Below are 17,244 nucleotides of genomic sequence, written 5' to 3' on the forward strand. Positions count from 1 at the left end.
AATTAAGGATTGTTTTTCAGTGATTGAGATGCCTGAACTCCTATCACCGGCCGGAGACTTTTCTTCCCTCATGGCAGCCCTCAGGTCAGGGGCGGATGCAGTCTACATTGGACTCGAGGGCTGCAACATGAGGGCCCGGGCAGATAACTTTAGGGTAAGTGAGGTTGCAGAGGCGGTGGAGAGGGCCCACGACCACGGCTCAAGACTATATGTCTGCACCAACACGGCCCTCAGGGATGATGATGTTGAGAGGCTCAAGAATATCTTTCCAGAACTCCACTCCGCAGGTGTTGATGCTGTCATAGCCTCTGACCTTGCAGCGGTGGACCTTGCAGCTGAATGCGGGCTGGATGTCCATGTAAGTGTACAGGCAAACATTACAAACACCCGTACACTCACCATACTCAGGGACATGGGGGTCTCAAGGGCTATACTCTCAAGGGAACTGTCCCTCAGAGAAATCGCAGGGATTGCGTCGGCTTCACCGGTTGAGGTTGAGGTCTTTGTTCACGGAGCCCTCTGCACCGCCATCTCAGGGAGGTGCTACCTGAGTTCCTACCTCTATGGCAGAAGTGCAAACTGTGGTGACTGCCTGCAGCCCTGCAGGAAGAGCTGGAGACTGGTATCCGAGGACGGTGAATTCGACCTTGAGGTGTCAGCTTCAGAGGCTGTAAGGAGCTACCTCCTGAGTCCCGCGGATCTCTGCATGATCGAGCACATACCTGAACTTATTGATGCGGGGGTCCATGCATTTAAAATTGAGGGTCGAGGGCGCCCCGCTGATTACGTTGCAACGGTGACAGGTGTCTACAGGGAGGCAATGGACAGATACCTCAGTGGTGAGTGGAGATTTGAGGAGCGCTGGCTCAGTGAACTTCGAAAGGTCTTCAACAGGGGCTTCAGCACAGGATTCTATTTCAGTGAACCCGAGAATGGTAGCAGCGGAAACATATCTGAATACATCAAGGAGGACATTGGGGAGGTAGTAAATTACTACAGGAAGGCCGGTGCAGCAAGGATACGACTATGGAGACCCCTCAAGGTGGGTGATGAGGTTATAATCCAGGGAAAAACCACCGGGGCCCTCATACAGCGTGTTAGGTCCCTCCAGATAGATGGATCACCTGTGGAGATGGCCGAAGGTGGGGAGGTCGGGCTCCTTGTTGAGGACAGGGTGCGGCCAGGAGATCTTGTCTACAGGAGGCTTAAGAGGACTGATTCCTGAGAACCCGGTTTCTGAAAACCCACCCTCGATGTTTCAGTTATTCCTTTTTTTCTGGCCTCCTATTACTGGCTGGTATGTGGTGGGGGACTGTTATTTTTAAAAGTGATGGTCCACATATTAAAGATGGGTGAATAGATGATAAGGGTAAAGGATGCTATGCAGAGCGATGTTATAACCGTTAAGAGAAACAGCAGTATACATGACGCGGCAAGGGTACTCAGGGAGAACAGGATAAGCGGTGCCCCGGTTGTGGACGAGGATGGGAACCTTGTGGGTATCATCAGTGAGGGGGATATAATGAGGCTCATAGAGGTCCACTCCCCAAGCCTTAACCTCCTCATGCCATCACCACTGGACCTCCTTGAACTCCCCCTCCGCATGAAACACGAATATGATGAGATAGCCAGGGGTATAAGGAAGGCCGCTGTCATGCTCGTGGAGGAGATAATGACCCGTAAGGTTATAACCGTGCCCCCGGACGCTTCGGTCTCAGATGCAGCTGAGCTCATGGAGAGGCATGACATCAAGAGGCTCCCGGTTGTTGATGAGGATGGCAGGCTGGTCGGGATAATAACAAGGGGCGACATAATAGGGGCCTTTGTTAAGTGAGCGCTCAGTGGTGTCTCAATGAAGAGGATAGCCATCTATGGGAAGGGAGGTATAGGTAAATCCACCATCGTCTCAAACATGGCGGCAGCTTACTCATCGGAACACAGGGTCCTTGTGATAGGCTGTGACCCCAAGGCAGATACCACAAGGACACTCTACGGTGAGAGGCTCCCTGCGGTTCTGGATGTACTGAAGGAGAACAGAAAACCCGATGTTTCTGAGGTAATACACACCGGATTTGGTGGTGTAAGGTGCGTTGAATCAGGTGGCCCTGAACCAGGTGTGGGGTGTGCCGGGAGGGGCGTCATAGTTGCAATGAACCTCCTGGAAAGGCTTGGAGTATTCAGGGAGGATATTGATGTCATAATCTATGATGTCCTTGGTGACGTTGTCTGTGGAGGCTTTGCAGTTCCCCTGAGGGAGGACTTTGCAGATGAGATCTACATAGTTACATCCGGGGAGTACATGTCCCTTTACGCGGCCAACAACATTGCACGGGGCATAAGGAAGCTCAAGGGTAAACTTGGAGGTGTCATATGTAACTGCAGGGGCATCCGGGACGAGGTGGAGATCGTATCTGAATTTGCTTCAAGGATAGGTTCAAGGCTGATTGGAGCTGTTCCAAGAAGCCATCTTGTCCAGGAGAGTGAGCTTGAGGCCAGGACTGTCATAGAACGGTTTCCTGAGTCTGAACAGGCCTCTGTTTACAGGAAACTCGCGGAGGATATCTACAGGAACACAGAATTCACGGTACCAGAGCCAATGGATCAGGAGGAGTTTGAGGAATTCTTCAGAAAATTCAGGGTTGAGGGTAATGATGGTGCCTCCTGAGATTCATCCTTGATCCCAGGTGGTCTTTCATGGGTTTTTGATGGAGGATATGGTTATGGAGAGGTTTGAGCAGCTTGGAGCATTCCATCTTGCAGCTGGATTTCTGATAGTGATTATGGCGGTATGGGCATTCGACCCATCAGGTGCCCTTGGAACTGAGCCCCAATGGCATGCAGCCCTTAAGTTAATCTTCGGGGCTCTGATGATGGGTGCTGGGGTTAAACTACTGAGGGGATAGTCATATCACCCATTCATGGACCTCAGCTCCCAGTTCCATGAAGGCCCTCCTTACAGATTCGGTGGCATCATTTTTATTTTTGAAGTGGTGCAGGTGGGAGGTGCAACTGCAGTCTGAACAGCCGAATTTATCAATGGATCCATCTCCATGGAGCTTCTCTGAAACTTTACATTCGAGTTTTCTTTTGTCTGTTGTGTAGAGGACACATTCAACGTCCGCCTCGTCTAGGAAGTGGTCTATGTGCCACCTCCTCCTTTTCTCGGAGCTGAGATGTCTTTTTATCCTTGCCTCAAGGGAGTTGAATCCTGAACCCACATAGACATAGAATCCCGGAGGGAAACTTACGGTTCCAAGGCTTCCGATCCTCCTCTCAGTCCCTCTGCAGTTTATAATGAGACAGTATGTTCCCTTCATAGCATCATCCCCTGGATTTAACTGGGCGTTTTCATAGGTGCATTCCTTCCGTATATACATTAAGGGGACACCCCTTTATATAATAATCTTAGCTGAACATTTACTAATTTAAGAGGATGTACACTCATTTCAGGTAATAAATTGAATGGTTATTATCACAGCAAGAAACTTTTAGTAAAATTTATATCCATCACAATTTTAATATAATTCTGGTTTCTGCAGGGCACCATTACCAGTGGGGGTGATACCATGGCAGTGGCAAAATGGTTGCTTTACATAAATAGGTATAATACTGGTACTGATGGGTATACTGGGTTACCTTGGGATTCCGTATCCGGCTCTCAAGGACCCGGCATGGCACGCTGCCCTTAAAATAATTATCGGGCTTGTAGCCCTCTGGGGAGGTACGAAGGCAGAGTAGATTTTTTGCCAGTTGAACTCTTTTTTCTGGGCCCTGCAGAAACCCAATTTTTCCATGGTGATCCAATGGGAGTGTTGAGATATACTCTGAGGGCAAGGGGACATCCCAATGTCACAGCAGGCCACAGGACAACCTTTGAGGTCACTGTGGACCCGGAGATAGGTGAAACAGCAGACTGCATAATAGGCGTTTCATCGTCTGATTCCATATCAACACTTCCCGATGAGATGAAGAGGGCCATAGCAGGGGAATCATCACGGGTGAGGGTTATACTGAGGACAGAGAATGGCTATGATGAGATAAGGGGCTACGGGCACCCTGAACTTACCCTTGACCATCCAACTGATATAGTGTGCAGGAAGAGTGATTACATCTGCAGCAGGACGCTGATGATAGGGGCTGATAAGGCTGCCTGTGATCTTGATGAGAATCTTGTGAGGGATCTGAGGGAGGGCAGGGAACTCACGGTTGAGATAATAGTCGAATATTAATTCTGTGCTATATATACTTGGAAGCCATTGAGAACCTGAGATTCAGTACTCTTTCTGGAGTTCTTACTATTAAAAAAATTTTGAAGTCCAGTATTGCCTACTGAAAATTGATGAAATAGAAGTGCAGGGGACGGGATTCGAACCCGCGAAGGGACTCCCCCACTAGGCCCTCAACCTAGCGCCTTTGACCGCTCGACCACCCCTGCATGGGAAAAATCAGTGCTGATCGGGGAGTGAAACAAAGTATCTACATTTTACTATTTAAAGTTTGCGGTGGTTCAGACTTCTGCAATGAAACAGAACATGCTGGTGCCATCATATTTATGCAGATGAAAGGATATACTGATAGGCTGAAAGCTGCATTCTCAGTTATTATTGACTTAATGACCTGACGGGTGATCACTATGGACTGTCTTAGGGAGGTGGGTGATGACCTTCTTGTGAACATTGAGGTATCACCTGCATCAGGAAAATTTAGGATCTCAACCTACAATGAATGGAGGAAGAGGATTGAGGTGAAGATCCGTTCACCCCCACAGAAGGGGAAGGCAAACAGGGAGATAATAAGGGAATTCTCAGAAACCTTTGGAAGGGATGTTGAGATAGTGTCAGGGCAGAAGAGCCGTCAGAAGACAATCAGGATTCAGGGCATGGGAAGGGATCTCTTCCTGAAGCTAGTCTCAGAAAAATTTGGCCTTGAGATTCCATGAATATGTTAAGCTCTGTTATTAAATGTATAGAAAAGTTTATTAGTCATCAAGATTAGAAAAAACAACTGGAGGTTAGAAATGATTTCGACAGTCACAACAACAACTACCACCACGGTGACAACTGCGGATGTCATGACATACAGCATAATAGCAGTGATTGCACTTATTGGTTTCCTGGCGGTGAAGGAGGTGCTCAGCTCTGATGAAACAGGAAACGAAACATTAAAGGCACTGGTATCCGGTTCCAACGTGGCAATTCTACCGCTACTGATAGTGTTTGCAGCGATAGTGATATACAGGGTCCTTACAATTGTCTGAAGGGGGTAAAGGATGAACAGAAATGCTTTAATACTGGCCATAGTGGTTATAATCATCATAGCGGGGGCTCTGGCCCTCATGATGGGGAAACAGACAGTTACACCCCCTGCAGCAGGCACAACACTCCTTGCATTGGACAACCATGCTGCTGACCATCAGGTGCATGCGGTTGCGGTTATAGAGAACGTATCAAAGGCTGATGGCTCACTAACGAACATATACATGGATTCATGGGAACAGCCAAATGGAAGGGTTACAGTGGACCTCTCAAAGGAACTCGGCTACAATGGATCATTACCTGCCGGAACAACCTTTACACTGAAGATGTGGATTGATCCACATGCTAACAAAACAGGAAACGCAACCATCAACATGACTGTACATGGAGGTAACCAGGATAAAATCGATGACGAGGCAAATGCATACATTCTTACAGCCTCACACGCATTTTACCCCGCATCTACCATAACTTCAAACCAGATCAACATTACACAGGACCCCAGTAGGGGAGCTGAGTTCCTCAAGGGTATAAAATCAGTATATGTTGAGCTTCTTATAACCGTGAATGCAGATGGGACGGTTACCATAACACAGCTCGCACCTCCAGTTCTATGTACTCTCGCAGCGGGTGGTTAAACTTTTTTTATTTTTTAAGTTAATGGAGGTTTTTCATGAAGGCAGTTATACCAGCAGCTGGCCTTGGGACCCGTTTCCTGCCTGCAACCAAGGCACAGCCCAAAGAGATGTTACCGGTCTTTGACAAGCCAACAATACAGTACGTTGTTGAGGAGGCAGTGGCCTCGGGCATAGATGATATACTCATAATAACAGGTAAGGGTAAGAGGTCAATTGAGGACCACTTTGACCGTTCCTTTGAACTTGAATACTTCCTGAGGAAGAACAACAAGATGGATTACCTTGACGAGGTTGAGGCCATATCAGACCTTGCCGACATCTACTTCGTGAGGCAGAAGGAACAGAAGGGCCTCGGGGATGCAATATACTGTGCAAGAAAGCACATAGACGGTGAGGACGCCTTCGCTGTTCTCCTGGGGGATACCATAACCTCATCAGAGGTCCCATGCACGCGCCAGTTAATGGATATATATGAGAGGTACGGGGCATCTGCAATTGCAGTGGAGGAGGTCCCCCTGGATAAGGTGGAACGATACGGTATCATAGATGGCGAAGAGGTCTCAGAGGGAATCTACAGCATAAAGGATATGGTTGAGAAGCCACCTGTAACTGAGGCGCCTTCAAACCTTGCCATAATGGGCAGGTACGTCCTTGAGAGTGAAATATTTGACCACATAAGGGAGGTGCCACCTGGATTCGGTGGTGAGATACAGCTCACAGATGCCATGAGGTGCCTTGAGGAGGTCTATGGTTGCGTTTTCAGGGGAAGAACCTATGATATTGGCAACCGGCTTGACTGGCTTAAAACATCCCTTGAATTTGCAATGAATGATGATGAGATAAGGCCCGAATTAATTGAATATCTCAAGAATCTCATCGATAATTACTGATAACCCTCTTGGCATTCAATGGTTCCCTCTGATTAATCTCTATTTTTTTAAATAAATTAGAGGAAGGGCATTACCAGGAAGAGAATGGAATTTGATATCCCGTGGGATATGGTTATACCTGAAATGCTCCTTGTTCTCTGAAACGCCAGACCATAGATCATGGCGACACTGAAAACAAATATAAGGTCGTAACCAGATTTCCAGCCAACGTGAAGGGCTGTAAAGAGGAGTGAAGCATACAGAAGTCCTGGAAGTTTTCCCATAACGTCCTCCGCATTTCTCTGAAGGATCCCCCTGAAGAGGAGCTCCTCTGCCAATCCAGTCCCTACAAGCATGACCAGAAAGCCCACCAGTAGATTTGAAACTGAGGGTGAGGGTATCAGTGCTTCAGGTCGGAGTATCTGGTACTCGATGTAACCCATGGGGAAACCGGTAAGTGCAACAGCCACCTGCCACTTCAGATTTTTAAGGTTCAGTCCAACAGCATCCCATCCAAGTTTCTGGATCCGCATGAGGGCAGCGGATGCAGCAAAGAGGGGCAGGGCTATTATAACATACCAGTAAAGGTGTTTTATAACAGCAAGGGGCATTGAGAGCCCCACGATCCTTATGAGTGGCAGCATCATCATGGCAGCGAGGAGGACCTTCATCTTCTTCTTTGATAGGGCCGAATGGATAAAGAGGGCGAAAAGGAGAGACGCATGAATCACGAGGCCAAGCTTCATGCTTATGAATGTCGTCGAATACTCGGCGATGATGAGAATTGCAAGGTAAAGGAGCAGCACGGAGGCGTTGTACCTTAAAATTTCTTCCCTGAGTTCCGCCTCCAGTTCCTTCATCTTTGAATATGCGACAAGGACCTTGATCTTATCCTGGTTCTTCATGCAGATCTCATTGTACTTTCTGTATGCCTCAAGGGCCTCATCGTGTTTCCCCATCTTCTCAAGGATCCTTGCACTGTAGAGAACGGCATCTGATTCCCTTTTAAGATTCCCTGTTTTACGGAAACCCGATGCCGCAAGGTTGTAGAACCATGCGGCCCTCTTCAGTTTGCCCTTACCCTCATAGGCCCTCCCCATGCAGAGTGATACATCGGCCTCATGGGGGTCATCCACCTCCCTGTAGAGTTCGAGGGCGTTCCTGTAACTCTCAATGGCAAGTTCGGTCCTGTTGATCTTGTGGTACTCTCTTCCGATTCTGAAGAGTGTGTCAGCGGTCTTCTTCAGATCACCTGACTCGGCGTATTCATCAGCAACCCTGTTAAGATATTTAAGTCTGTCAATGTAGTCCTCTGGTCTTAGTATTCTTCTTCTCTCCAATATATCACCTAATCCATTAATGGATGGTTTCGTTGAAGCTGACCAGTGCGGTAGCCTCTCAGCACTCACCTAATCCATTGCCATCCTGTGGAATAGCTCACCATCCACGTGGAGGTCAAGCTGACCTGCAGAGGGAAGTGACGCCTTCTCAAACTTCTTGACGTCCTGCAGGATGCTCATATCAAGTATGGCCTCCATTGACCTCACTCCATGCCTGTATTCAGGTATCATGAGGAAGGCATTGAGCACTCCCTCATCGATTCTGAGGCGTCCGCTGGTATCAAAGAGGTGGGGAGTCTTCCTCTCAAACATGGACCTGAGGAGTATTGCCCTGCGTAGCATGAAAAACTTATCCCGTCTGTGCTGTGGGTCCGGACCTATGATGTTCACGTATCCCCTGAGGCGGCTTATGAAGTCCCTGACCTTGGCCTCCCTCAGAACTTCAGGGTCCTGTGACTCAAACTCCTGGAATGTGCTGCTCGTACCCCCTGCAAATACCAGGATGGATTTGCCCAGGGGATGCATGCTGTCACCTTCCCTGAACTCACCGTCCTGCATCGGTGCAAGGAAGTACTTAACCCAGCCAAGTCTCTTCTCTCCGAGGGGGGAGTCAAATTCATCAAAGAATGCCTGGGGAACCATACCCTCAAGTACAGCGTCTCTTATCTGGTGGAAGGCGTCTATAAGATCATCCTCGCACCTGAACTGGGATATGTTGAAGTTGAGGGGCTTTATTCTCTCAGGGTCAACACTTGCAGCAAGCTGGCTCACTGCAAAGGATTTGCCGGCACCGGGGGGCCCGAACACCCCGATGCACAGGGGCCTCTCAGGATTATCATTTTTCATGTACTCCACCATCAGGTTCCTTATGCTCTGATAACCCTCAATCTCCCTTCGGTCTGCTGTTATGAGTTTACCGAAGTGGGCAACAGGTAGCGGACATTTCCGTCTGCTGTAACCGTTTATCACAATGTACCTTGAAACCGCCTCTATGTCGAATATTGGGGGTGAGTCGGCGATTGTCCAGAGCCCCCGAGGGTGCTTGGGTATTTCAACAGCCCCTATCTCCTCACCGGCACTCTGGAATATCTCATCTACAGGGTAGTCTGGCGCGGATGAGAACCCCCTTTCAAGGAGTCTGGCAGCGGCTGCCATACCCCTTCTTATGCATTCATCCATCCCATGACCCTCTGAAAGGGCCGCAGTGAATCCTGCAGTGAATGCAGAGCCACATCCCTGCATTTTCCCCGGTGCTCTCTCTGTAAGGTTGCCCTCAAAGAGCTTCGGGTGGTAGAACAGCCTGGCATCCCCCCTGTTGTAATGTATGGCGCCCTCGAGGCCTATGCGGACCACCACGTTGAGGTCCCTGAGATCTTCGAGTGATCTGTTGTTCTCCATCTGCCAGATGAAGTCCTCTGCGGTCCTCTCCCATGAAAGCCTCCTTGTTATGCTGGCACCGTGCTCCCTGAGGTCATCTGCGGTTATTATGACTATTAGCTTCTCTGGATGTTCTTCCAGGAGGTGCTCCCAGAGGCTGCCTCTGAATAGTGGTGATGACATCTTAAGCACAATGAGGGGGTCTCCACCCATGAGCTGGGACGGCCACCGATCCTCCATCTCCCTGAACCCGTTCCCAGCGTCATCGATCACTATGATGGGGGATTCATGTTCCTTTAAACTGAATGGCATTGATGGAAGACCGCTGTCCGGGCCGGTGTAACCCATGAACTTCTTGACGTGATAACCATCGCCTGTGGCTTTGAGTTCCGCGAAGGAGTGTATGAACTCTGAGGGGTCAGTGTTACCTGGCTCATCCCCTATTGATGGGTGATTAACCTCCGTAAAGTTCTTCAGCATCCTTGCTGTGAGGAGTGCGCCGCCCTCAAGGGCCTTCCTCTTGAATCCAAGGTGGTTCTTCCAGTTGAACTCTGAGACCTCGGAATCTCCCTTGACAGGCCACTGTATCCAGTCAACGGTTATATCTCCAGTGACGGTTATCATGAAACCCCCCCTTTGATCCTTGAATGCCAGTTCCATGCGGTTTCTATTATATCCTCGAGTTCTGTGAATTCCGGCCTCCAGCCAAGGACCTTCCTGGCCCTACCGGCACTGCCCACGAGTTCCGGCGGATCACCTGGTCTTCTGTCATCCTCAACAGCATTTATACTGGCACCTGTGACCTCCCTGCAGGTCTCTATAACCTCTCTGACTGAGAAGCCGTTCCCGTTTCCAAGGTTGAAAACCCCGCTTTCTCCACCCTCAAGGTATCTGAGCGCCCTCCAGTGGGCATCTGCCAGGTCCATAACGTGGATGTAGTCCCTCACACATGTTCCGTCGGGTGTGGGGTAATCTGTGCCGAATATCCGCACGGCGTCCCGCAGACCCAGGGCAACATCCAGAATGATGGGTATAAGGTGCGTTTCAGGGTTATGAAGCTCTCCCACCTCCCCTTCAGGGTCTGCTCCGGCTGCATTGAAGTAGCGGAGCGAGACATAGTTGAGGCCATAGGCATCCCTGTAGTCCTTCAGTATCTCCTCAACCATGAGCTTGGATCTGCCATAGGGGCTTATGGGGTTGAGGGGGTGTTCCTCGCTTATTGGTATCTCCATGGGGTTCCCGTAGACTGCACAGGTGGATGAAAATATGAATTCCCTGACGCCATGGTCCACCATGGAATCCAGGAGGTTTATGGTGTTCACGACGTTGTTATGGTAGTACCTTCCTGGTTTGAGGACCGATTCACCGACATCTGTGAATGCTGCGAAGTGCATGACCGCATCCACGTCATGGGTTTCAAAGGTCCTGTCAAGGAGTCTCCTATCACCCAGGTTACCCTCTATGAATTCACCCCACTTAACAAAATCCCTGTGGCCCCTTGTGAGGTTATCAAGGATGAGGGTTTCGTATCCCCTCTCTGATAGAAATTTATTGACATGTGACCCGATGTATCCTGCTCCGCCAACGATGAGTATCATTTTATCACACAGATATGATTCTGTCTATATTTCTGTTAACATGTAAATAAGGTTTGGTGGCCTGTTTTTGTGGGTATGTCTTTGTGGTCTGCCTTTGCATAGATTTAATGGTCTGATTTCATATATTAATCTGAGGTGATGTTTTGAACTACTTTGTCTTCGCGCTACTTGCAGCTCTCATGTTCGGTCTTGCCCCGGTCTTCAGCAAGATTGGTCTTGAGGGGCTTAACCCCGGTGTTGCCCTAACCATAAGGAGTTCGGTGATAACCATGATCATGCTCATATGGGTCATGTTCAATGGGGGTGCGGAGGCGCTTTCAGAGGCAGGTCCCAGGGGATGGTTCTTTCTGGCTCTTGATGGGATATCAGCGGCCCTCCTGGGACAGCTATTCTACTACTACGCCCTCAAATCGGGGGATGCCTCTGTGGTTGTCCCGGTGGTTGCAGCCTTCCCCATCTTCACGGTGATGGTTGCGGCACTACTTCTGGATGAGAGCATAACGGCGACAAGGCTTGTCGGCCTTATGATGGTTGTTGCTGGTGTGATCCTTGTTAGAATGTGATCTAACACAGTTTTTTGCGAAATTTAGATAAATTTTTATCACTTGAGGTTGATAAGATTAATGGGGAGGTTTTTATGGAGATAACTGAGAAGATGGTTGAAGGGATTCGTGTGGCCTACATTGAGTGCAGGGGAAGCTATGAACGTATACCGGAGTACATCTCTGAGGTTGCGGGATGGGTGATTAAGAACGGTCTGCAGATGACAGGTCGTGTATATGGGACATACTACAACACTCCAGAGGAGGTTGATGAGGAGGAACTCCTCTACGAGATAGGTGTTTCCATTGCAGGTGAGGCCGAAGCGGATGAAAGGGTTAAGATAAAGAACCTACCATCCCACAGGGTCATTGCAGCGTTACATGAGGGACCATACACTGAGGTGGGACCGGTTATACATGCCCTCATCGAATATGCGATGGAGAATGGCTATGAGATTACAGGGCCCATAACAGAGGTTTACCTCAACAGTCCACTGGAAGTTGACGAATCTGAGCTCCTTACAGAGGTCCAGATCCCTGTTAAAAGGTTAGAATAATAATTTTGAGGGATCTAAAGATCCCCCTCAAACTTTAAAACCATTTTTAGCACAATCAGTGTTTTTTGTCTTAGGTTTTCAGAGGTATTTCCAGGTTATTTGAGTTTGTGCTGTGTTTTCCGGTCATATCCGTGTAGGTTACACCGAAGCCCCCTATAAAGTAGGGGTTTGACAGCGTTGCGTCATCTCCGAATTCCCTCTTGACCTCCTCCTCTGTGGGTATGTAAATCTGGACCTGGAATTCCACCTGTTCACCGGGTCCTATAACAGAGAAGCTCCTTTCGAAGTCCTGTGAAGAAACCTTAACGTTTTTGGCGGGACCCTCACCATCATTTCTCAGTTTACACTTCAGCGTGATATTTGTGCCTGGTTTTGCAGTTTCAGGTCCTGCCTGAGTTGCGACAATCCTGGCTGAGCCTGATTTATGGTTTTCTGTTTTATTGGTTCCCAGAGTTTCCGGGCTGGTGTTACCATCTGCACTGCCATTTCCATTTAGGATGTAGACTCCAGCGGCGCCTGCAATAAGAAGCACCACAATTAAAGAAACCAGTTTTAAATTCATGGTTACCGCCTCCAGATTTAATAGAGGATATGGGTCCTTTCATTATAAATGTTTTTGGATGTTTAATGGGAAAGTGCATATACCTGAACGATCACATAATATCAATGTGGTTTAAATGAAAATTGAAGAGCCGATTAAAACGACCGTTGAGGAGCTTCGCAAACTCCTCGACGTGAAGAACCTTGTAGGTGAGGCCATTGAAAGCGAGGACAAAATACTGATACCCCTGATGAAGATGGGGGTTGGATTCGGGGCCGGTATGGGTGAAGGAAGGGCTTCAACATCGGATACTGGCGCCGGAAGCGGCGCAGCTGCCGGGGCAGGAGTTGAACCCGTGGCGGTCATCGTTCTGCTGAAGGGCGTTGAGGGACCCGGGGGTGTCAGGGTCATAGATTTAACTTCAGGCAGGGGGAGAGTTATAGGGGAACTTGGATCCGCAGTCACCGATATAATAAGGGAGATCTCAGATAAGGGTGATTCTGAGGTAAAGCGGGGAGAATAAAGGTTTCATGAAATTCCTCATCCTGGCGGTTCCAGCGGGGCTGCTGGCTGTGCTGCTCATCTCACCCTACACCCTGGTCATCAGGGGTACTAAGAAGGGGCAGAATATGGATTTCAGGCTTCAGATCCTGCTCTGGAGACTTGGAATATTCAGAAAAAGATTTAAAGGTGCTGATAAAGAAAAGGGTGAGGAATTTGAGTTTAAAAGGCTGATTGAACTGGCACGCAGGGCTATAATTGCCAGAAGGGATATTATGGATCTTGCAGGGAGCGTTCTATCTTCAATTAACCTTCAGAGACTGGAACTGACTGTTGATGTGGGCTCGGATGACGTGGCAGGGACCGCAGAGCTATCAGGTTACCTCTGGACCATTTCAGCATTGACTGCAGGGGTGAGGAATGTTGAAATAATGGTCAGACCTGACTTTTCAGGTGATGAGGTGAATGGGGTCCTTGAACTCAGCTTAAGGGTGACACCCCTCAAGCCACTTCTAACATTTCTCATGCTTCTCAGGAGGAGAACCTTCAGGGAATTCATCTCAGGTCTCCGGAGTTTCTCATGACTCTTATGATGCTGGTGTGTTTTAATGAGGATAATTGAGGGGGCATGTCCCGCTGCAGCTGTGGATGCCGGTGGCAGGCTTTTAATACCCGTCTTCAGGGTCAGCTTCATCCTCACAGAAAAGGGTATAAATGCAGTCTCACTGAAACCTATACTGTGTATCGTGATGGAGGGTGAGATGAGGTACATCGTATCCCTTCAGGGTCCCTGTGACCCTCATACCCTCTAAGTTGCACTGATAGGATTCTGGTGGTTATGATGGAGAATGATCGCATATCAGACTTTTTCATTGTGGCATTCATATTTTCATGGGTACTCTGGATACCTGTAGCAATGGTCTCTGCGGGCTTCAGTTTCCCCCAGCCCCTGCAGGCATTCCTTGAAAGCCCCTACAACCCTGCAGCCTTCGGCCCAACACTTGCAGCTGTTCTCCTGAGCTACAGGTATGGCGGCCGGGATGAACTGCTGGCACTCCTCAGGAAAGGTGTTAATTACGACTTTCACAGGCTCTGGTGGCCTGTAATCCTCTTATTCTTTCCTGTGCTAACTGCAGTGGCACTCTACCTGGGTGTCCTGTGGGGTGACCCCCAGCCGTACCTCTACTGGACCTCCCAGCCCCTCATGGTCATAATGGTGTTCATTTACATATTCTTCCTCGGAGGGCCACTGCAGGAGGAATTCGGGTGGAGGGGCTATGCCCTTCCACGGCTTCAGAGGAGGTACTCGCCAATCTACGCGACTCTGATAATAGGGTTCATATGGGGGCTCTGGCACATACCCCTATTCTTCATTGGGGGTAGTATACAGTCCCAGGTTCCCTTCTGGAGTTTCATGATCCTTATAATCTCTGCCTCGGTGATATATACCTGGGTCTACAACTCCACAGGCAGTATACTGGCCACCATGATAATCCACACAACAGGAAACCTCTCATACTTCCTCTTCCCGGTCCAGGGCACCCTTGCTGGAGGAATATTCCTGATGATTCTGAACGTGGCTGCAGCCCTTGCTGTGATGTTATTTGCGGGATCAGAACTTAAAACAGACTTCGGTGGTCAGGGGCACTGAATTTTCATGGATAAAAAAATAATTTGAGGGTTCATCAGCGTGGGTCAGGACCCGTGACTGTGGGGTTGTCCTCCACCTGGGTCCACTCGGTGAATGATCCCTCATATATCCTGACATCAGGGTACCCAAGGTACCACTTGAAGAGGAGGAACTCGTTCGTCGCCTCCCTGCCGGTGCCGCAGCTGCAGATTATCTTTCTGTCGGGTGTTGCACCCACTGAATTTACGAGTTCAAGTATCTCATCCTCTGGCTTCAGCAGGGTCTTGTTTTCCGGGTCCATGAGGTCAGCCCAGGGGAGGTTAACTGCGCCCGGTATGTGCCCGGGTTTTATCCAGGGGCCCTGCCCCTCATAGACCTCGGCCGGTCTTGCATCGAGGAGCAGAACGTCTTCATCGTCCTTTATCCTTTTGAATTCAGGGTACTCTATATAGAAGTCCTCCTTTGTCACAGCAGAGAAACCGGATTCCTCAACCTCAGGGAATACCTTTGTTAATTCTCCACCGGCCCTCTTCCACTCTGCGAGTCCGCCATTGAGTACGAGGATGTTCTCATGGCCAAACCTTGCAAGGGTGTAGGCCACCATGGTCTGCTCGAGACCATCACCCCAGCCCTTGACTCCGCCGGTACCTGTGTATACAACGGTGGGCCTGTTTTCGATCCCTGCCTGCTGGAATATCAGCTCGACTGCTCCCTCAGGGATGTACATCGCAGGCGCCTTCCCACGGGGCTCCCTGAAGAGGCCCTCGTTGAGGTAAACTGCTCCGGGTATGTGTTCAAGTATGTAGTCGTGGATGTTTGGCTGACAGTCTATTATGGCAACATCCTCCATATTCTCCATCAGCCATGCAGGCGTCACCCACCTGACACGGCCGTCCCCCTTACCATATGGTTCCATGGAATCACTCCTAACATATTATGTAATAAGTATGTCATCGATAGATATACATTTTTCGATGGAAGCATGAAAATAAGAAATAATTAAAGAGATCGGTTGAAAATGTTATAAATTGTTGAACCTGCTATCCCTGAACCTTTCTCTGTAGTGTATGAGGGCATCGGGTTTCTTTCCTGTGATCCTTTCAGGCAGGCTCTGGTTCAGGAACCCCTCCACCACACCCTCAAGTATCTCGAGCCTCTCCCTTGCCTCATCGAGGAGGTCCTTGGTTATCTCTATGCGGTGCTTCAGGCGGTTATTTTCATCCTCCAGTTCCTGGAAGTCCCTTAGCTTGAGGTCAAGTCTCATAACCTGCAGTCTGTTAACCTCCTCCTGCAGCCCGGATTTTTCGGATCTGATCTCATCGACCCGTCCCATGCAATCGGCGAGCTTGAGTTCAAGTTCCCTGATCTTCCTGTCCCTTTCAGCTATCTGGTTCTCAAGTTCCTCAATTTTCTCTTCAGGATCCATGTGTCTGTCTCCTTACATTAAATATGAAATCATGGGTCTTCAAAGGAGTGACGAGGCGACGGTAAGGTATATCAGCGTGGTTGTGAAGTCACTGAGTATGGTTGCCAGGGGTCCGGTTGCAACCGCAGGGTCATAGCCTATCCTCCTGAAGAGGAGGGGTGAGACCGTGGATATTAAAACCGCTGCTATTATGCTGAAGAACATGGATACAAAGACTATCAGTCCAAGTAAAGGGTTCATGCGGGTGACCCCGGCCATCAGCCCGGCGAAGGCAGAGGATAGGGCGCCTATTGCAGCTGCGACCAGGACCTCTCCCTTTATGTACTTGAGGTGATTCATTGATGGATCAACAGCTATCTTCCTTATTATGAGGGCCTCCGACTGGGTCCCCACGGCGTCGCTCATGTAGACCATCACGGGTATGAATGATGCCAGGGCTATGAACCCTGAGAGCAGGTCCTCAAATCTGCCTATCATTGAGGCGGTAACGGTACCACCCACCACCCCTATGATGAGCCAGGGAACCCTTGACTTCACCATGGACCCGGGGCTTCTCTTCTCATCAACCACGCGGTGGAAGACACCACCAAAGTGCAGCATGTTCCTGTCAGCCTCAACCTTCAGTATCCTTATGATTTCATCATAGGGCACAACACCCCTGAATCTGCCCCCACTGTCAACAACCGGAATGGCCTTAATTCCATGTGAAAGTGCCAGGTAGGGTATATCAAATGGCTCATCTTCGGGGGTGAAGCATATTATGTCGCGGTGCATGAAGTCCCCGAGGATTTCATGGTGGGATAGGATCTCACGGATTGATACGACACCGGCCAGAGTATCACTGTCAAGGATGTAAACATAGTCTATGCTGTCATATTCGCCCATCTTCCTTCTTATCATCTCGAGGGCATCCTGGCTGGACATTCCAGGCGATGCAGTCGGTACTCGCTCTGTTATCCGGAACTCCATA

23 protein-coding genes and 1 tRNA gene are annotated in these 17,244 nt (G+C 49.2%); 15 read left to right on the forward strand and 9 right to left on the reverse strand.

The window, feature by feature from the left end; genetic code table 11:
* Positions 1 to 28 precede the first annotated feature (28 nt).
* From C7452_RS03635 to C7452_RS03650, 4 genes are all read left to right on the forward strand, one after another.
* Positions 29 to 1,225 carry a U32 family peptidase gene (locus C7452_RS03635; protein ID WP_115892230.1) on the forward strand — a complete coding sequence of 399 codons (1,197 nt, stop codon included), beginning with the start codon at positions 29 to 31 and terminating at the stop codon, positions 1,223 to 1,225.
* A 135-nt stretch (positions 1,226 to 1,360) separates the two neighbouring features.
* Positions 1,361 to 1,834 carry a CBS domain-containing protein gene (locus tag C7452_RS03640; RefSeq protein WP_115892231.1) on the forward strand — a complete coding sequence of 158 codons (474 nt, stop codon included), beginning with the start codon at positions 1,361 to 1,363 and terminating at the stop codon, positions 1,832 to 1,834.
* An 18-nt stretch (positions 1,835 to 1,852) separates the two neighbouring features.
* Positions 1,853 to 2,665: a Ni-sirohydrochlorin a,c-diamide reductive cyclase ATP-dependent reductase subunit gene (gene cfbC / locus C7452_RS03645; RefSeq protein ID WP_115892232.1), complete on the forward strand. Its 813-nt coding sequence runs from the start codon at positions 1,853 to 1,855 to the stop codon at positions 2,663 to 2,665.
* Between the two features lie 55 nt (positions 2,666 to 2,720).
* A complete protein-coding gene (locus C7452_RS03650) occupies positions 2,721 to 2,903 on the forward strand; it encodes a hypothetical protein (RefSeq protein WP_147299759.1) in 183 nt (60 codons plus the stop codon).
* Here C7452_RS03650 and C7452_RS03655 read toward each other — a convergent pair whose 3' ends face one another.
* On the reverse strand, positions 2,904 to 3,377 hold the full coding sequence (locus tag C7452_RS03655) for a GIY-YIG nuclease family protein (RefSeq protein ID WP_245942814.1): 474 nt from the start codon (positions 3,375 to 3,377) through the stop codon (positions 2,904 to 2,906).
* Between the two features lie 435 nt (positions 3,378 to 3,812).
* On the opposite strand from C7452_RS03655, the gene C7452_RS03660 reads away from it, so the two are divergent.
* Complete coding sequence (locus tag C7452_RS03660) at positions 3,813 to 4,229, forward strand: DUF371 domain-containing protein (RefSeq protein WP_115892519.1); 417 nt, start codon at positions 3,813 to 3,815, stop codon at positions 4,227 to 4,229.
* Positions 4,230 to 4,351: 122 nt separating this feature from the next.
* Here the strand turns inward: C7452_RS03660 and C7452_RS03665 are convergent.
* A tRNA-Leu gene (locus C7452_RS03665) sits at positions 4,352 to 4,435 on the reverse strand.
* A gap of 198 nt (positions 4,436 to 4,633) precedes the next feature.
* Between C7452_RS03665 and C7452_RS03670 the strand changes: the two genes are divergently transcribed.
* From C7452_RS03670 to galU, 4 genes are all read left to right on the forward strand, one after another.
* Positions 4,634 to 4,939 (forward strand): DUF167 domain-containing protein, encoded by a 306-nt coding sequence (locus C7452_RS03670; RefSeq protein ID WP_170130278.1) that lies wholly within the window; start codon positions 4,634 to 4,636, stop codon positions 4,937 to 4,939.
* A 78-nt stretch (positions 4,940 to 5,017) separates the two neighbouring features.
* Positions 5,018 to 5,257, forward strand: coding sequence for a hypothetical protein (locus C7452_RS03675; RefSeq protein ID WP_048060862.1), 240 nt, complete (start codon positions 5,018 to 5,020; stop codon positions 5,255 to 5,257).
* Positions 5,258 to 5,269: 12 nt separating this feature from the next.
* Positions 5,270 to 5,893 carry a hypothetical protein gene (locus C7452_RS03680; protein ID WP_115892236.1) on the forward strand — a complete coding sequence of 208 codons (624 nt, stop codon included), beginning with the start codon at positions 5,270 to 5,272 and terminating at the stop codon, positions 5,891 to 5,893.
* A gap of 35 nt (positions 5,894 to 5,928) precedes the next feature.
* On the forward strand, positions 5,929 to 6,783 hold the full coding sequence (gene galU / locus C7452_RS03685) for a UTP--glucose-1-phosphate uridylyltransferase GalU (RefSeq protein WP_115892237.1): 855 nt from the start codon (positions 5,929 to 5,931) through the stop codon (positions 6,781 to 6,783).
* Between the two features lie 56 nt (positions 6,784 to 6,839).
* On the opposite strand, the gene C7452_RS03690 is transcribed toward galU, so the two are convergent.
* From C7452_RS03690 to galE, 3 genes are all read right to left on the reverse strand, one after another.
* On the reverse strand, positions 6,840 to 8,102 hold the full coding sequence (locus C7452_RS03690; RefSeq protein WP_115892238.1) for a CPBP family intramembrane glutamic endopeptidase: 1,263 nt from the start codon (positions 8,100 to 8,102) through the stop codon (positions 6,840 to 6,842).
* A gap of 69 nt (positions 8,103 to 8,171) precedes the next feature.
* Positions 8,172 to 10,103: a hypothetical protein gene (locus C7452_RS03695; protein ID WP_115892239.1), complete on the reverse strand. Its 1,932-nt coding sequence runs from the start codon at positions 10,101 to 10,103 to the stop codon at positions 8,172 to 8,174.
* Positions 10,100 to 11,077, reverse strand: coding sequence for a UDP-glucose 4-epimerase GalE (galE, locus tag C7452_RS03700; protein WP_115892240.1), 978 nt, complete (start codon positions 11,075 to 11,077; stop codon positions 10,100 to 10,102). The genes C7452_RS03695 and galE overlap by 4 nt, the downstream gene beginning before the upstream one ends.
* Positions 11,078 to 11,220: 143 nt before the next feature.
* Between galE and C7452_RS03705 the strand changes: the two genes are divergently transcribed.
* Entirely contained in the window at positions 11,221 to 11,640 is a 420-nt protein-coding gene (locus tag C7452_RS03705) for an EamA family transporter (RefSeq protein WP_115892241.1), read from the forward strand.
* A 74-nt stretch (positions 11,641 to 11,714) separates the two neighbouring features.
* Positions 11,715 to 12,176 (forward strand): AraC family transcriptional regulator, encoded by a 462-nt coding sequence (locus tag C7452_RS03710; protein ID WP_170130279.1) that lies wholly within the window; start codon positions 11,715 to 11,717, stop codon positions 12,174 to 12,176.
* A 70-nt stretch (positions 12,177 to 12,246) separates the two neighbouring features.
* On the opposite strand, the gene C7452_RS03715 is transcribed toward C7452_RS03710, so the two are convergent.
* Positions 12,247 to 12,738: a hypothetical protein gene (locus C7452_RS03715; protein WP_115892243.1), complete on the reverse strand. Its 492-nt coding sequence runs from the start codon at positions 12,736 to 12,738 to the stop codon at positions 12,247 to 12,249.
* Positions 12,739 to 12,853: 115 nt separating this feature from the next.
* Here C7452_RS03715 and C7452_RS03720 point away from each other — a divergent pair, with 115 nt between their 5' ends.
* From C7452_RS03720 to C7452_RS03735, 4 genes are read left to right on the forward strand one after another with little or no spacing between them, the layout of a single operon-like run.
* A complete protein-coding gene (locus C7452_RS03720; protein ID WP_010876265.1) occupies positions 12,854 to 13,240 on the forward strand; it encodes a GerW family sporulation protein in 387 nt (128 codons plus the stop codon).
* 7 nt (positions 13,241 to 13,247) lie between these two features.
* On the forward strand, positions 13,248 to 13,802 hold the full coding sequence (locus tag C7452_RS03725) for a DUF2953 domain-containing protein (RefSeq protein WP_115892244.1): 555 nt from the start codon (positions 13,248 to 13,250) through the stop codon (positions 13,800 to 13,802).
* A 24-nt stretch (positions 13,803 to 13,826) separates the two neighbouring features.
* Positions 13,827 to 14,030 (forward strand): hypothetical protein, encoded by a 204-nt coding sequence (locus tag C7452_RS03730; protein ID WP_048175416.1) that lies wholly within the window; start codon positions 13,827 to 13,829, stop codon positions 14,028 to 14,030.
* Between the two features lie 29 nt (positions 14,031 to 14,059).
* Entirely contained in the window at positions 14,060 to 14,869 is an 810-nt protein-coding gene (locus C7452_RS03735; RefSeq protein ID WP_170130280.1) for a type II CAAX endopeptidase family protein, read from the forward strand.
* Positions 14,870 to 14,903: 34 nt separating this feature from the next.
* On the opposite strand, the gene C7452_RS03740 is transcribed toward C7452_RS03735, so the two are convergent.
* The 3 genes from C7452_RS03740 to C7452_RS03750 form a co-directional block, all read right to left on the reverse strand.
* Positions 14,904 to 15,764 (reverse strand): sulfurtransferase, encoded by an 861-nt coding sequence (locus C7452_RS03740; protein WP_115892246.1) that lies wholly within the window; start codon positions 15,762 to 15,764, stop codon positions 14,904 to 14,906.
* A gap of 105 nt (positions 15,765 to 15,869) precedes the next feature.
* Positions 15,870 to 16,274, reverse strand: coding sequence for a hypothetical protein (locus tag C7452_RS03745; RefSeq protein WP_115892247.1), 405 nt, complete (start codon positions 16,272 to 16,274; stop codon positions 15,870 to 15,872).
* 39 nt (positions 16,275 to 16,313) lie between these two features.
* Positions 16,314 to 17,243, reverse strand: coding sequence for a magnesium transporter (locus C7452_RS03750; RefSeq protein ID WP_245942815.1), 930 nt, complete (start codon positions 17,241 to 17,243; stop codon positions 16,314 to 16,316).
* Position 17,244: the final 1 nt, after the last annotated feature.

It is taken from the genome of Methanothermobacter defluvii (genome assembly GCF_003385755.1).
In the GTDB taxonomy this organism is placed as follows: Archaea; Methanobacteriota; Methanobacteria; order Methanobacteriales; family Methanothermobacteraceae; genus Methanothermobacter; species Methanothermobacter thermautotrophicus.

Bases quoted from the DNA above. Each gene is read 5' to 3' on its own strand.
- C7452_RS03635 (WP_115892230.1), top strand. From the start codon at position 29: ATGCCTGAACTCCTATCACCGGCCGGAGACTTTTCTTCCCTCATGGCA.
- C7452_RS03640 (WP_115892231.1), top strand. From the start codon at position 1,361: ATGATAAGGGTAAAGGATGCTATGCAGAGCGATGTTATAACCGTTAAG.
- cfbC (WP_115892232.1), top strand. From the start codon at position 1,853: ATGAAGAGGATAGCCATCTATGGGAAGGGAGGTATAGGTAAATCCACC.
- C7452_RS03650 (WP_147299759.1), top strand. From the start codon at position 2,721: ATGGAGAGGTTTGAGCAGCTTGGAGCATTCCATCTTGCAGCTGGATTT.
- C7452_RS03655 (WP_245942814.1), bottom strand. From the start codon at position 3,377: ATGTATATACGGAAGGAATGCACCTATGAAAACGCCCAGTTAAATCCA.
- C7452_RS03670 (WP_170130278.1), top strand. From the start codon at position 4,634: ATGGACTGTCTTAGGGAGGTGGGTGATGACCTTCTTGTGAACATTGAG.
- C7452_RS03675 (WP_048060862.1), top strand. From the start codon at position 5,018: ATGATTTCGACAGTCACAACAACAACTACCACCACGGTGACAACTGCG.
- C7452_RS03680 (WP_115892236.1), top strand. From the start codon at position 5,270: ATGAACAGAAATGCTTTAATACTGGCCATAGTGGTTATAATCATCATA.
- galU (WP_115892237.1), top strand. From the start codon at position 5,929: ATGAAGGCAGTTATACCAGCAGCTGGCCTTGGGACCCGTTTCCTGCCT.
- C7452_RS03695 (WP_115892239.1), bottom strand. From the start codon at position 10,103: ATGATAACCGTCACTGGAGATATAACCGTTGACTGGATACAGTGGCCT.
- galE (WP_115892240.1), bottom strand. From the start codon at position 11,077: ATGATACTCATCGTTGGCGGAGCAGGATACATCGGGTCACATGTCAAT.
- C7452_RS03710 (WP_170130279.1), top strand. From the start codon at position 11,715: ATGGAGATAACTGAGAAGATGGTTGAAGGGATTCGTGTGGCCTACATT.
- C7452_RS03715 (WP_115892243.1), bottom strand. From the start codon at position 12,738: ATGAATTTAAAACTGGTTTCTTTAATTGTGGTGCTTCTTATTGCAGGC.
- C7452_RS03720 (WP_010876265.1), top strand. From the start codon at position 12,854: ATGAAAATTGAAGAGCCGATTAAAACGACCGTTGAGGAGCTTCGCAAA.
- C7452_RS03725 (WP_115892244.1), top strand. From the start codon at position 13,248: ATGAAATTCCTCATCCTGGCGGTTCCAGCGGGGCTGCTGGCTGTGCTG.
- C7452_RS03730 (WP_048175416.1), top strand. From the start codon at position 13,827: ATGAGGATAATTGAGGGGGCATGTCCCGCTGCAGCTGTGGATGCCGGT.
- C7452_RS03735 (WP_170130280.1), top strand. From the start codon at position 14,060: ATGGAGAATGATCGCATATCAGACTTTTTCATTGTGGCATTCATATTT.
- C7452_RS03740 (WP_115892246.1), bottom strand. From the start codon at position 15,764: ATGGAACCATATGGTAAGGGGGACGGCCGTGTCAGGTGGGTGACGCCT.
- C7452_RS03745 (WP_115892247.1), bottom strand. From the start codon at position 16,274: ATGGATCCTGAAGAGAAAATTGAGGAACTTGAGAACCAGATAGCTGAA.
- C7452_RS03750 (WP_245942815.1), bottom strand. From the start codon at position 17,243: ATGGAGTTCCGGATAACAGAGCGAGTACCGACTGCATCGCCTGGAATG.